General features: G+C 66.1%; 11 protein-coding genes. 6 read left to right on the top strand and 5 right to left on the bottom strand.

Going from position 1 to position 13,148, the window contains the following annotated elements; all coding sequences use genetic code 11:
- Nucleotides 1-2 precede the first annotated feature (2 nt).
- The gene (locus CCK87_RS09285; protein ID WP_086461090.1) at nt 3-1,124 is read right to left on the bottom strand and encodes a zinc-binding alcohol dehydrogenase family protein; all 1,122 of its coding nucleotides are present in this window, start codon (nt 1,122-1,124) and stop codon (nt 3-5) included.
- 91 nt (nt 1,125-1,215) lie between these two features.
- Here CCK87_RS09285 and CCK87_RS09280 point away from each other — a divergent pair, with 91 nt between their 5' ends.
- Nucleotides 1,216-1,782 (top strand): TetR/AcrR family transcriptional regulator, encoded by a 567-nt coding sequence (locus CCK87_RS09280; protein ID WP_086461089.1) that lies wholly within the window; start codon nt 1,216-1,218, stop codon nt 1,780-1,782.
- Between the two features lie 6 nt (nt 1,783-1,788).
- Here the strand turns inward: CCK87_RS09280 and CCK87_RS09275 are convergent, their stop codons facing one another.
- The gene (locus CCK87_RS09275; RefSeq protein WP_086461088.1) at nt 1,789-2,571 is read right to left on the bottom strand and encodes an IclR family transcriptional regulator; all 783 of its coding nucleotides are present in this window, start codon (nt 2,569-2,571) and stop codon (nt 1,789-1,791) included.
- Nucleotides 2,572-2,649: 78 nt separating this feature from the next.
- Between CCK87_RS09275 and hutH the strand changes: the two genes are divergently transcribed.
- Nucleotides 2,650-4,221: a histidine ammonia-lyase gene (gene hutH / locus CCK87_RS09270; RefSeq protein WP_086461087.1), complete on the top strand. Its 1,572-nt coding sequence runs from the start codon at nt 2,650-2,652 to the stop codon at nt 4,219-4,221.
- A gap of 38 nt (nt 4,222-4,259) precedes the next feature.
- Here hutH and cls read toward each other — a convergent pair whose 3' ends face one another.
- The 3 genes from cls to CCK87_RS09255 all read right to left on the bottom strand — a co-directional run bounded on the left by cls (nt 4,260) and on the right by CCK87_RS09255 (nt 9,167).
- A complete protein-coding gene (gene cls / locus CCK87_RS09265; protein WP_086461086.1) occupies nt 4,260-5,732 on the bottom strand; it encodes a cardiolipin synthase in 1,473 nt (490 codons plus the stop codon).
- 177 nt (nt 5,733-5,909) lie between these two features.
- Entirely contained in the window at nt 5,910-8,444 is a 2,535-nt protein-coding gene (locus tag CCK87_RS09260) for an MMPL family transporter (protein WP_086461085.1), read from the bottom strand.
- Between the two features lie 90 nt (nt 8,445-8,534).
- Nucleotides 8,535-9,167 carry a TetR/AcrR family transcriptional regulator gene (locus CCK87_RS09255; protein WP_140162800.1) on the bottom strand — a complete coding sequence of 211 codons (633 nt, stop codon included), beginning with the start codon at nt 9,165-9,167 and terminating at the stop codon, nt 8,535-8,537.
- A gap of 224 nt (nt 9,168-9,391) precedes the next feature.
- Between CCK87_RS09255 and CCK87_RS09250 the strand changes: the two genes are divergently transcribed.
- The 4 genes from CCK87_RS09250 (at nt 9,392) to CCK87_RS09235 (ending at nt 13,117) form a co-directional block, all read left to right on the top strand.
- Entirely contained in the window at nt 9,392-9,862 is a 471-nt protein-coding gene (locus CCK87_RS09250) for a ribose-5-phosphate isomerase (protein ID WP_086461083.1), read from the top strand.
- Nucleotides 9,863-9,953: 91 nt separating this feature from the next.
- Entirely contained in the window at nt 9,954-10,745 is a 792-nt protein-coding gene (locus CCK87_RS09245; RefSeq protein ID WP_086461082.1) for a siderophore-interacting protein, read from the top strand.
- Between the two features lie 41 nt (nt 10,746-10,786).
- Complete coding sequence (locus tag CCK87_RS18245; RefSeq protein WP_170927210.1) at nt 10,787-11,311, top strand: hypothetical protein; 525 nt, start codon at nt 10,787-10,789, stop codon at nt 11,309-11,311.
- Between the two features lie 462 nt (nt 11,312-11,773).
- Nucleotides 11,774-13,117, top strand: a complete 1,344-nt coding sequence (locus CCK87_RS09235) for an HNH endonuclease signature motif containing protein (RefSeq protein ID WP_086461080.1) — start codon at nt 11,774-11,776, stop codon at nt 13,115-13,117.
- Nucleotides 13,118-13,148 lie beyond the last annotated feature (31 nt).

Here is a 13,148-nt window from a genome sequence, read left to right as displayed (position 1 = left end):
CGTCACAGCGTGACGACGTATTTGGTGGCCGATGCTCCCCGCCGCAGCGCGTCGAGGGCAGGCTGGATGCTCGCGAGGCCCGAGCCGACGATCTCTGCCCGCGGCGTGGGGGTATAACTTCCCTCGGCAAGCGCGCGTGGAAGGAACTCGCTCCAGAGCATCGGGCCCACCTCGTTGTTCATCAGCGAACTTCCCCAGACGAACCGTGCGCGAATTCCGTGGCGCAGGCCGCGCAGCTGCAGCAGCCCCATGCGATACGCCATCAACGCGCCGAAACGCGCGAGAGAGAGCCAAGCCCGTGGGCGCCGCGGGAGGATGCTCATCGAGACCGATGGGCTGGCGAGGACGACACGCTTGCACCCCAGTGCCGCGGCGATCGCCACGGACGGTTCTGCGGATCCCGTTCCGATGGCGAACACTCCCGCGAGCCGGTGGCCCTGGAGCAGGGAGACGATCTCGCGCACGGCCGACGGGCTGCGGTAGTCGACGACGTGCTGAGCGCCGAGCTCACGCATCCGGTCGTGATTCTGGGGCGACGCTGTGGTGAGCACCGAGTACCCTGCCGCGACGGCGAGTTGGATCGCGTTGCTGCCCACGCTCGTCGATCCGCCCCACACGACGACCCAGTCGCGAGGAGCGTCTCCACGAGGGTGCGTTGTGGGATGCCGGAGGCCCAGCTGGTCGGCCTGGAAGAGGGCGGACGCGGCGGTCGAGACGGCGAGGGGCAGCACGACGGCGCTCTCGAATGCCAGGTCGTCGGGGATGGGCGATGCGAGGTCGGCGCGTACGACCGTGAACAGCTGGAACCCGCCCTCCGCGGCGTGGTTGCGGTTCTTCTCCATGCCCACGGCGTAGGCGATCACCCGATCACCGACGGCGAACCCGGTGACTCCCGGGCCGACGTCGACGACCTCTCCCGCCACGTCTTCGCCCAGAATCGCGGGGTGAGGGAGCCACGAGTACATCAGGTCACCCGTGGACTGTTTGACGTCGTCGAGCGGGTTGACCGCGACGGCACGATTGCGAATGACCAGCTCGCCTGCAGAGGCGGCGGTGTAGGGCGCGTCGCCGACGGTCAGATCGGCATAGGGCGCGGAGAGCCAGGCGGCTGAATTGGTGGGCATGAGGGTGTCCTCGCTGGTTCGATGTAGTGATGGCATGCAGTGACATCAGAATACACGTGATGACACTGCGTGTCATCACTAGAATGGTCCTATGACTCGATGGCAACCGGATGCGCGTGAGCGGCTCGAGCGCGCCGCGTTCGATTTGTTCGTCGAGCAGGGTTTCGCCTCGACTACCGTGCCCGAGATCGCTGCCCGTGCGGGACTGTCGACTCGCACGTTCTTTCGTCACTTCGCCGACAAGCGCGACGCTCTCTTCGCCGACGAGCATGCCGTGCCCGAGCAGGCGGCGCGCATCGTCGACGAGGCGCCGACCGGGCTCGGCCCCCTGCAGATCGTTGCGAGCGGCTTCGACGCCGTCGCCTCGGCGCAGTTCGCACGCGAGAAGAGCTACTACATCCTGCGCCAGCAGATCATCCAGTCAGACGACGGCTTGCGCGAGAGGCAGCTGCGCACCCAGGCTGCGCTGGTCGAGGCCCTCCGCAGCGGTTTCGTGCGGCGAGGTAGCGATCCGGTGGATGCGCTTCTGGCAGCCCACCTCACGGCCACCGTCTTCAGTGTCTCGATCGGTCGCTGGCTGAGTGCAGAGAGCACGGAGCCTCTCGCCGCGCTCCTCCGCGACACCTTCGATCGGATGGTTCGCACGGCGAGGCCGTGAGCGCATTCACTCCGACGCCGGGTGTCCTCCTATTCGGCGTGAGAGTTCACGGGCATATCGCCTCGTCTGGTCAGCCAGCTCGTTCCAGTCGGCGGGGTCTCGGGATGCTCTGTCGAATGTCACCGCTATCGCCGCCGCGGGCCACGCCGCGTGGTCGATGACCGAGACGGCGATCGACGCGATGCCGGGGGTGATCGTCTCGTCCTCGATAGCGAACCCGCGGGCGCGTGTCTGAGTCAGTACCCGCCGCAACTGCGCGTAGCTGCGCGGCCCTCGCACGTTGCCCCGCCTGGCGAAGGCCTTCTCGTCGGGGAAGAGCGCTCGCACCTGGGCTGCGGGCATCGAGGCGAGCATGGCCAGTCCGCTCGCCGTGAGGTGCGCGGGCAGACGCACGCCCACATCGCTGACGAGCGCCGGTCGCCGAGGAGCACGTTCCTCGATCAGGTAGAGCACGTCGCGCCCGTGAGGCACGGCGAGGTGCGCGCTCTCGGCGATGCGGTCGACAAGGAGCGCCAGCACCGGATGGCCCAGCCGCGCCAACGGCTCCTGGCGGGCGAAGCCAGAACCCAGCTCGAACGCCGCGATCCCGAGACCGTAACGCCGGGTCTCGGCGACATGCAGAACGAATCCGGCATCCACCAGCACGCCCAGCAGCTTATAGACCGACGAACGGGGGAGCGACAGGCTCGATGCCAGAGTCGCCGCGGGAACGGGTCTGCTCTGCGCGGCCAGATAGCTGAGGATGCGCAGCGTCGCGCTGGCGGCCGGAACGCCCGTGTCGATGGTCATGGTCAACAGTCTCGTATACGAGACAGCAATGCGGGGTTCGGCTCTCGAAGATCCGGCCGTCTGCGGTCGACTTGCTTCATGACCTCGCAGCTTCTGACCGAACAGCCGCTCTCGACCGTCGTGGTGGTGGGAACCGGCGCCATCGGCATCGACGATGTCGTGGCCGTGGCACGCTACGACGCCCGGGTGCAGATCGACGACGAGGCCCGGAGCGCCGTGGACGCGAGTCGCGCCATCATCGACGCGCTGGCCGTCGACACCGCACCGCACTACGGAATCTCGACGGGCTTCGGTGCACTCGCCTCGACATTCATCGCCGGCGAGCAGCGTGCTCAATTGCAGCGCAGCCTCGTGCGATCGCACGCCGCAGGCTCTGGCGCCGAGGTGGAGCGCGAGGTGGTTCGCAGTCTGATGCTGCTGCGCATCTCGACATTGCTCACGGGGCGCACCGGAATTCGACTCGCGACCGTCGAGAGCTATGTCGCGCTGTTGAATGCCGGCATCACCCCGATCGTGCGCGAGTACGGCTCGCTTGGCTGCTCGGGCGATCTGGCGCCCCTCGCGCACTGCGCTCTGGCGCTGATGGGCGAGGGCGAGGTGCGCGATGCCCAAGGCGTGGCGATGTCCGCCGGCGACGCCCTCGACGAAGCGGGGATCGAGCCCGTCGTGCTCGCCGAGAAGGAAGGGCTGGCTCTGATCAACGGCACAGACGGAATGCTGGGTCAATTGAGCCTCGCCATCAACGATCTGCGGATGCTGCTCACCAGCGCGGACATCGCCGCAGCGATGAGCGTCGAAGCGCTGCTCGGCACCGATGCCGTGTTCGCCTCCGATCTGCAGGTCCTGCGACCCCAGCACGGGCAGGCCCTGTCGGCGTCGAATCTGCGTGCGATGCTCGCCGGGTCGCCCATTGTCGAGAGTCATCGGCCCTCGACGCACACGGTGGTGCAGGATGCCTACTCGTTGCGCTGCTCGCCCCAGGTGCACGGCGCAGCCCGCGACACGATTGACCACGCGGCTCGCGTCGCCGGCAGAGAACTCGCCTCCGCGGTCGACAACCCCGTCGTCACCGTCGATGGACGAGTCGAATCGAACGGCAACTTCCACGGAGCGCCCGTGGCCTATGTGCTCGACTTTCTCGCCATCGTCGTCGCCGATGTGGCGAGCATGTCGGAGCGCCGCACCGACCGCATGCTCGACCCAGCCCGCAGCCACGGGCTCCCCGCGTTCCTCGCCCACGATGCGGGAGTCGACAGCGGGCTCATGATCGCGCAGTACACGGCGGCCGGCATCGTCTCCGAGCTCAAGCGCCTCGCGGTGCCGTCGTCGGTCGATTCGATACCCTCCTCTGCCATGCAGGAGGATCACGTCTCGATGGGCTGGGCGGGGGCGCGCAAGCTCCGCACTGCGGTCGACGGGTTGAGCCGCGTGGTCGCGATCGAGGTCATGACGGCGTCGCGAGCACTCGATCTGCGTACGCCGCTCGTGCCCGGCGCGGGCTCCGCCGCCGTGGTCGAGCTCGTGCGCCGCGAGGTCGAGGGGCCGGGGCCGGATCGCTTTCTGTCGCCCGAGATCGAGGCCGTCGCATCCCTCGTTCGCCGCGGCGCCGTGCGCGACGCGGCCGAAGCGCGGCTCGGCCCGCTGAACTGAGCCGGCGTTCTACTGCACTGTGCCTTCTGCGCGGCGGCCTACTGCACCGACGCCGTGAGGCGGGCGACGGTGTCGAGAGCCTGTGCCACGGCGGGGCGGGCGATCCACTGCTCGAGCGTGATCTCGCGAGACTTCTCGCGGTAGCCGTCTTCGATGTCGCGCAACTGCTCGACGAACGAGGCGCTGCGCACCATCAGAGAGACCTCGAAGTTGAGGCTGAACGAGCGCATGTCCATGTTGCTCGAGCCCACGACGGCCACGTCGCCGTCGACGGTGAAGTGCTTCGAGTGCAGCACGGTCGGCTCCTGGTAGAGAAAGATGCGCACACCGGAACGCAGAAGGGTCTCGTAGTAGGAGCGCTGAGCGTGATACACGACGTACTGGTCTGCCACGGCGCAGGCGAAGAGCTGCACGTCGACGCCGCGTTCGGCGGCGGTGGTGATGGCGTAGAGCATCGAATCGTCGGGAACGAAGTAGGGGCTCGCGATGATCAGGCGCTCCTGCGCGCCGTAGACCAGGGCGTTGAAGAGACGCAGGTTGTTCTCTCCGTCGAATCCCGGCCCGCTCGGAACAACCTGGCACTCGATGCTGTCGGGCGAATTGAGGGGGGCCGCGCGTGAGTCGTCGGCCTCGACGATGTCGCCCGTCTCGCTGTACCAATCGGTGACGAACAGCGCATCCAGCCCCAGTGCTGCGGGACCTTCGAGCCGGACCATCAGGTCTTTCCACTTGAGGCCACGCCGGATGTTGCCGCGCTTGTTGTAGCTGGCATCGATCATGTTCTGCGATCCCGTGAACGCGATGTGCCCGTCGACGACCACGATCTTGCGGTGATTGCGCAGATCCGGTCGACGCCAGTTTCCCTGCCAGGGACGGAATGGCAGCATCTCCTCGAACGGGATGCCGCTCTCGCGAAGCCACGCGCGCGTCGAGCGTCCGCGCGGATTGCGCATGGTCGCCCAGTGGTCGTAGAGCACCCGCACCGTGACGCCGCGCTCGTGAGCTGACTTCAAGGCATCGAAGAACGCCCCGGTCGTGTCGTCGCGCCCCAGAATGTAGAACTCGACGTGCACGTACTGGGTTGCCGATGCGACGGCGTCGGTCATCGCCTGAATCGATGCTTCGTAGTCGGGCAGCAGCGTGGCCGTGTTGCCTGCGATGAGCGGCATGGCACCGAGGGTGCGATTGAGGTGCACGACCGAACCGAACCAGGCCGGTTCGGTCGTCGTGGATTCGGCGCTGTCGAAGGGGCCCGCTGCGTCGAGGATGAACGCGTTGACCTCGCGCTGCTTGTCGCGTCGGTCTTTCGGCAACCGCGAGCTGCCGAGCAGCACGTAGAGGAGGCTGCCAGGGATGGGGGAGATGAAGATCGCGAGGAGCCACGCCATCGCCGAACTCGGTCGTCGATTGCGAGGAACCGTGACGACGGCTCCGATGCGGATGAGGATGTCGACCACCAGGATGATGGTTGGAAACACCTTGAGGATCGAGCGCCAGGTCGTTCTGGCCATCAGGCGGCCGTGAGGGTGCCGAGCGGTCGCTCGGTTGCGGGACGATCCGGAAATGCGGGCACAGGCTCAGATTAGCAATGTGTCGCGCGCCGGATATGGGGTGAGTGTTTCGCGCCCACGAAAAAGCCCCGCCGGCCCGCCCTGGAGGGCGAGGCGGCGGGGCTTCGTCGTGCGGTACTAGGCGCTGGGCGCCCCGGCGTGCTTCGGTCGCGGGGCTTCGTGGGTGTCGTCCGTGTGCTTGCGCTGCAGAGACGCGCCCTCGACGTCGACATCGGGCAGGATGCGGTCGAGCCACTTCGGCAGCCACCAGGCCGACTTGCCGAGCAGGGTCATCACAGCCGGGATGATCAGGAGCCGCACGATGAACGCGTCGACCAGCACACCGAGAGCGAGGCCCAGACCGATCGACTGGATCATGACCGAGTTGGAGAACACGAATCCTCCGAACACGCTGATCATGATCAGGGCGGCGGCGATGACGACCGTGCGCCCGGCATGCACGCCGCGCTGCACCGCCAGTCTGGCCGGCGAGCCATGCGCATACGACTCACGCATGCCGCTCACGAGGAACAGCTGGTAGTCCATCGCCAACCCGAACAGAACGCCGACGACGAGGATCGGAAGGAAGCTCAGGATGGGGCCGGGATCGTGCACTCCGAAGACGGGTGCCAGCCAGCCCCACTGGAACACCGCGGTGATGCCACCGAAGGCCGCGAAGAGAGACAGCACGAATCCTGCGGTCGCGGTGATCGGCACGAGAATCGACCTGAATACGAGGATCAGGATGATCAGCGAGAGCCCGACGACGACGGTCAGGTAGAGGGGCAGAGCGTCGGCGAGCTTTTCGCTCACGTCGATATTGCCCGAAGCATTGCCGGCGACACCGAGTTCGGCCACGCCGTCGATGTCGAGGCCCCGAAGGTCACGCACCAACTGCTCCGTGGACTCGCTGGTGGGGCCCCCCTTCGGAACCACCTGGAATGCCAGCAGCAGATCGTCATCGCTGGCACCGATCGGCGCCACGGCGACGACATCGTTCTCGCCCTTAAGCGCGGTGCCGATGCGCACCTGCTCGCTCACGAGCTGGTCGTCTGTGATCGCCTTGTCGAGGTCGGCCACGACGATTAGCGGTCCGTTGACACCGGCCCCGAACTTGTCGTCGATCAGTTTGTACGCCTTGTAAGCGCTCGAATCGACTGGTTCGGAGGAGCCCGCCGGCAGACCGAGTCTCATCGAGAGCGCGGGCAGGGCCACGACGAGCAGCACCGCGATTCCGACGACCACCGTGATCGCGGCACGCAGCATGTTCATGGGCTTGTTCGGCACCCGTGCCTGGTGATCGGTGTGACCGACCTTGGCGCGCGCCTTCTTCGTGAGGATGCGCATTCCGGCCAACCGGAGGAAGGCGGGAGTCAGGGTGATCGCGATCAGGATGGCGACGAAGACGCAGACCGCGCCCACGGTGCCCATGAGCCCCAGGAACGGGATTCCCGTGAGGTTGAGAGCGAGCAGTGCGATCAGCACGGTCGAGCCCGCGAACACCACGGCATTGCCGGAGGTGCCGTTCGCCAGGCCGATGGATTCCTGCACCTCGGCGCCCGAGCGCAGTTGCGTTCGGTGCCTGTTCAGGATGAACAGCGAGTAGTCGATTCCGACCGCGAGCCCCAGCATCACGCCCAGCACGGGGGTGATCGAGAGCATGGTGACCGTGCCCGACAGTGCGAGCGACACGAGCACGCCCACGCCGACACCGATGATCGCGTTGATCAGCGGCAGGCTGGCACCGATCAGCGTGCCCAGCATCACGAACAGCACGATGGCGGCGAAGATGACGCCGGCGATCTCGCCCGGGCCGAGAACCTCGGGAATAGTGGCCGCGATGTCGTTGGACACCTCGACGGAGACGCCGTCGATCTTGGCGTTGTTCATCGTGTCGACCACGGCCTCTTTGGCCTCGGACGGCACGAGGTTGAGCGACTTGTCGAACTGGACTGTGCCCACGGCGGTTGTGTCGTCAGACGAGACCTGGCGGATGTTGGAGGCCAGGTCGAGCAGCTTCGCACCCTCTTCGAGTGTCGCGCTCTGCGTTTCGAGCTCTGTTCGACCGGAGTCGATCGCGGCCTGCTGCGACGTCAGTTCGGCGTTACCCGCGTCGAGCTGCGCCTGCTGAGCGTCGAGCTGCGCCTGCGCGGCGGCGAGTTGGCCGGAGGCTTCGGCCTGAGCCTTCGCCTGGTCGAGCTGCTGCTGGCCTGCCGCCGCCTGGCTCTTCGCGGCATCGAGCTGAGTCTGACCGGCGTCGAGCTTCGCCTTGCCGTCGGCGATCTGCTGGCGACCGTCGGCGACCTTCTGGGCCTGCGCGTCGATCTGCGCCTGCGTGTCGAACGGGTTGGTCGTGGACTTCACATCGGCCAGCGACTTCGCGTTGGTCAGCAAGTCTCCGATGGCCGTCTTCTGCGCGTCGGTGAATGCCGAGTCGTCGGTCGTCGTGAACACGACCGTTCCCCGTCCTCCGCTGGCAGACGGGAACTTCTGCGAGAGTTCGTCGCTCACCTTCTGCGTAGCCGTGCCCGGAATGCTCACGGCTGAGGTGAGGGTGCCTCCGAACAACGCGAAGGCGCCACCCGCGAGTCCGAGGATCACCACCCACGCAACGATGACGAGCCACGCTCGTCGCGCAGAGAACCGACCGAGTCGGTAGAGAAGGGATGCCATGTTTCTCAGCTTCTTTCTGAAATGAGCGGTGACGGGGGAGGACTCTCACATCGCATCGTTGGGAAGAAGAGGGGAAGCGGGTGGCGGAACTCAGCTCGGGGCGGAGTATCCGTCGCGGACTATCGTGATCAAGCGATGGAGAAGGCTGTTCCACAGGTCGCGAGATGCAGTGTCGAGGGAACCGCCCGACTGCACCATCCAGTACTGAGCAACCACGCCGATGCCGTTCATGAGCGTGCTCACGAGGATCGCGACCTCGAACTCGTCGGCGCCACTGCGGCGGGCGAGTTCGACCGTGAGGTCTTCTGTTGATCGCATGAAGACGCTGTCTGCATTCTGAGTGCGTGCGTCGTCGCCGTCGAGAAGTCCGAAGAAGTAGGAGACGAGGCTAGGCAGATCCATGGCCTGGATCGCTGTGGCGACTTCGTCGAAGAGCTGCACGCGGCTGCCATGGCTCGACGGCGTCACGCTGGCGACGGTAAGAAACTCGTCGATCGCACGATTGAGTGTGCGCGTGCAGCTGGTCATGATCACGTCGTCGAGCGACGAGAAGTGATTGAAAACGGTGCGCCGGGCGATGTCGGCGCGATCGGCGAGTTCGTCGACGCTGAATCGAGCCTTGCCCTTGTCGAGAATCAGCGAGTCTGCTGCGTCGAGAATCGCCTCACGGTGCCGCGCCTTCAACTCGGCGCGGCGATCCATAGCGATCGGCTCGGTAGTCACGGTCGTTACACTACGTGCAACGACGCACTCAGTGCAATCGAAAGCTCGGGCTTCCGTGGAACTCTCAGAAAGCGTCGTCTCGGGCCGCGGGTGCAGTGTGCACTGCGAGTGTGTCCTCTCGAGACATTCGCGCGCGAGAAGTCGACGTGGGTGGCGGACTGGCGGATGCTTGAGAGGTGTGGCCGGTTCAATGGCGGCGGCCGCGACGCCATGGAAGGAGAGAGATGACTGACAAGCTCCGCATCGTCATCGGGTGCGATGACGCAGGTTTCGACTACAAGGAGGTCCTGAAGAAGGATCTCGAGGCCAGCGACCTCGTCGCGAGCGTCACCGATATCGGCGTCGGCTCGACCGGGCGCACTCCTTACCCGAAGATCGGCGTGGCGGCGGGTGAACTGATCGCGGCGGGGGAGGCCGACCGCGCGCTTCTCTTATGTGGAACCGGCATCGGCGTCGCCATGGCAGCCGGCAAGGTCGCGGGAATTCGCGCATCCGTCGCCCATGACAGCTTCTCTGTCGAGCGGCTGATACTCAGCAATAACGCCCAGGTGCTGACGATGGGCCAACGTGTCATCGGAATCGAACTCGCGCGGCGCCTCGTGCGCGAGTGGCTGACGTACCGTTTCGACGAGAGCAGCGCGAGCGCCGAGAAAGTCGCCGTCCTCTCGGAGTACGAGGCGACGGGTTCGTGCTGACGGCGCTTCTTCCCTGAGTTCGTTCAACGGGACAGCCCTACTCGTCTTGTTGTTAGGCTTACCTAACTTGCTGTCGAAGTTAGGTTGTCCGATGTCTGTCACTGCCCCCGCTCCTGGCGCACGTAAGCCTCGCGCGCAGATCGCGCTCACCGTTCTGCGCTCGGAACGGCTGACGCCCCACCTCGTTCGAGTTGTCCTCGGCGGCGCAGGTTTCGACGAATTCGAAAGCAACGACAAGACCGACAAGTACGTCAAGATCCTCTTCACCGACTCCGACGGGCACGATGTGACCCGCACGTACACGGTGCGCGAGGTGAATACGGTCGAGAAGTCCATCTCGATCGATTTCGTCGTGCACGGTGACGAGGGTCTGGCCGGCCCCTGGGCCGCCGCGGCGCGACCGGGCGACGCGGCCGTCATCTCCGGCCCAGGCGGAGGCTACGCGCCCGATCCCTCGGCCGACTGGCACCTGCTCGTCGGCGACGAGTCGGCCCTTCCGGCTATCGCATCGGCTCTGGATGCTCTTCCCCCGTCCGCGCGCGGCGTCGCGTTCATCGAGACCTACTCCGACGCCGACGTTCTCGACCTGCGCGCGCCCGAGGGCGTCGACGTCCGCTGGCTCCTGCGTGGCCAGCGCCCGGCGGGGGAGGCGACCCTCCTCGCCGAAGCCGTGTCGCAGCATCCGTGGCCCGAAGGACGAGTGCAGGTCTTCGCGCACGGGGAGCGCGGCGCCATGAAGCAGTTGCGAGACGTGTTCAAGCAACGCGGCGTCACGCGTGCGCAGCTCTCGCTGTCGGGCTACTGGGCATTCGGCCGCACAGAAGACAGATTCCAGGCCGAGAAGCGTGAGCCGGTGGGAGTAATCGAGCCCGTCTCTGATTGACAGTGCGTGACGATCGGCACACCGGCGTGCAGAATGAACTCATGACCCACGCCTCGCGCCGACCGCGATTCGCTCTTCTTGCACTGACGGTGATGCTGGGCCTCACGGCCTGTGTTGCCGCGCCGGCTCCCGCTCCGACCGTCACGGTCACGCAGAGTGCTCCCGCCGTCACGGTGACTCCAACGCCCACGCCGTCGCCGACACAGCCTCCCGCTGCCGAGCCGGCGCCGGAGCCGACCCCCGCGCCCGAGCCGCCGGCGCCGCCCGTCGCTCCGAATGCGGCAGGCGGCCAGACCGATGGCGGCAATACGGCGACGACACCGTTGGTCAACGACTCGGGATCGCAACCCTTCGCCACGGGGGCGGCGGTGGCGCTCAACGACTACGAGTACACCTACACGGTGGCCAATCAAGACCAGGTGCTGGCTATTGCTTCTCGGTTCAATCTGCAGGTCGACGACGTGGTTCGGGTGAACTTCCGCTGCTCCAACTACCTCGAGGTGCAGCCGGGCGATGTGCTCGACATTCGGTGGCCCCTCGACTCCGAGAAGGTCGGCGTCTGCTGAAGCGAACGGTCTGGTGCAGGCGGGCACTCCTGCTGTCGGGATGACGCCTCGTTATTTCGGTGGAGGCTCTTGCGCATGGGTCGAGACCACCTGCGCTCTTCTGCGCTCTTCTGCGCTGGTCGAGTAGGCCGCCCGCGGCCGTATCGAGACCCACGTGCGCTGGTCGAGTCCCGCTCGTGCGCTGGTCGAGTAGGCCGCCTGCGGCCGTATCGAGACCCGGCCGCGTTAGTCGAGTAGGCCGTCCGCGGCCGTATCGAGACCCGTTCCGCCCTTCTGCGCTGGTCGAGTAGGCCGTCCGCGGCCGTATCGAGACCCGTTCCCTAAGCCTGTCGAAGGGGGTGGGAGGAGGCGTCTAATCCTCCACAGGGCGCCTATTTGGGAGTTATCCACAGTGATATCACCTGATCAAGGGTCAAATGCGGGTTCTAAACCAGTGTCGGTGGCTGCTGTTTGACTTCAGGTATGACATCCACGATCCCGCTCCTCGAGCCCGACCCATACGTGGTCGCACTCGAAGAGGTCGCCGCTCTCGATCAGCAGATAGCCCGGCTGTCTGCGATCAGGGCCAGACGCGTCACCGACGCGAGAAACCACCTGCACAGGCAGGCACCCGCTGACACCTCGACGGGTGGTCCTGTGTGGTCGACGGCCCGAGTCGAGAGGGTCGAGTTATTCACCGAACTCGCCATGCTCACCCGCCGCACCGAGTATCGGGCCGCGACTCTGATCGACACGAGCACTGCTCTCGTGGATCGTCTCCCCGCCACACTCGCCGCAGTAACTGCGGGGGTCGTGTCGTGGGAACACGCCGAGGTCATCGCGAAGCACGCCGACGGCCTCGACGGCGACGCCTTGGTGTTGTACGACACGAGGCTCTCAGCGCTGGCTACAGAGGTGAATCCAAAGCAACTCGATCGAAAGGCACGCCACGAGGTCGAACTCGCCCAACCCACCACCGCGGTCGAACGGGCAGAGAAGGCCGCGGGCACACGTCGTATCTACGTCGATCCCGCAGCGGATGGCATGGCGTATCTCACCCTGTTCGCTCCGGCGCCCGAGATTCACGCGATCACAGACAGGGCGACTCGATTGGCGGCAGGTCTCAGGGCGGGAGGTGACCCGCGGAGTATGACGCATCTGAAACTTGATGTCCTCACCGACCTCATGCTCAACGGAGAAACCTCGATTCCGGGAGCCACCCGAGGCATCCGGGGCAGGGTGCACGTCATGGTTCCCGCGATGACACTGCTCGGGGTTGGTGACGAGGCCGCCATCCTTCGCGGCTATGGACCGATCGACCCGGCCACCGCAGCACATCTGACCGCGGAGGCGACCTCGTGGCGGCGCATCTTGACCGACCGGATCACGGGTCGCATCCTGACGACGGACCCAAGGGATTACCGGCCCACCGCCAGGATGATCGACCACGCCAGGTTGGTACACCCGACGTGTGTGTTCCCGGGATGCACCGTCCCATCGGAGCAGGCAGATGTTGACCACACCGAGGACCATGCCTACGGAGGGGACACCGTTCCGGAGAACCTGGCGCCGTTGAGTCAGGCGCATCACAGGGTGAAGCACCACACGAGGTGGCAGATCGTGCAGAACGGAGACGACACCCTGACGGCCACGTCACCCGCCGGATACCAGTACACGGTCCGGTCGGAAGGCAGGATGCGACCCGCACCGAAACAACTCATCGTCCAAGCACCCGCACCCGCACCCGCACCCGCACCCGCACCCGAAATCGAAGTCGCGGCCGGATCGACAGGACCGGACGACGACCTCGCGGACTGCCCCTTCTGAGAGATCCATGCCCGCACCCGGGTTCGCCCGG

This window comes from Agreia sp. VKM Ac-1783 (assembly GCF_900177765.1).
Lineage (GTDB): Bacteria > Actinomycetota > Actinomycetes > Actinomycetales > Microbacteriaceae > Agreia.
This window is presented reverse-complemented; position numbering and strand designations above follow the sequence as displayed.

Coding starts and splice junctions, on each gene's coding strand:
- CCK87_RS09285 (WP_086461090.1), bottom strand. CDS start 1,124: ATGCCCACCAATTCAGCCGCCTGGCTCTCCGCGCCCTATGCCGATCTG.
- CCK87_RS09280 (WP_086461089.1), top strand. CDS start 1,216: ATGACTCGATGGCAACCGGATGCGCGTGAGCGGCTCGAGCGCGCCGCG.
- CCK87_RS09275 (WP_086461088.1), bottom strand. CDS start 2,571: ATGACCATCGACACGGGCGTTCCGGCCGCCAGCGCGACGCTGCGCATC.
- hutH (WP_086461087.1), top strand. CDS start 2,650: ATGACCTCGCAGCTTCTGACCGAACAGCCGCTCTCGACCGTCGTGGTG.
- cls (WP_086461086.1), bottom strand. CDS start 5,732: ATGGCCAGAACGACCTGGCGCTCGATCCTCAAGGTGTTTCCAACCATC.
- CCK87_RS09260 (WP_086461085.1), bottom strand. CDS start 8,444: ATGGCATCCCTTCTCTACCGACTCGGTCGGTTCTCTGCGCGACGAGCG.
- CCK87_RS09250 (WP_086461083.1), top strand. CDS start 9,392: ATGACTGACAAGCTCCGCATCGTCATCGGGTGCGATGACGCAGGTTTC.
- CCK87_RS09245 (WP_086461082.1), top strand. CDS start 9,954: ATGTCTGTCACTGCCCCCGCTCCTGGCGCACGTAAGCCTCGCGCGCAG.
- CCK87_RS18245 (WP_170927210.1), top strand. CDS start 10,787: ATGACCCACGCCTCGCGCCGACCGCGATTCGCTCTTCTTGCACTGACG.
- CCK87_RS09235 (WP_086461080.1), top strand. CDS start 11,774: ATGACATCCACGATCCCGCTCCTCGAGCCCGACCCATACGTGGTCGCA.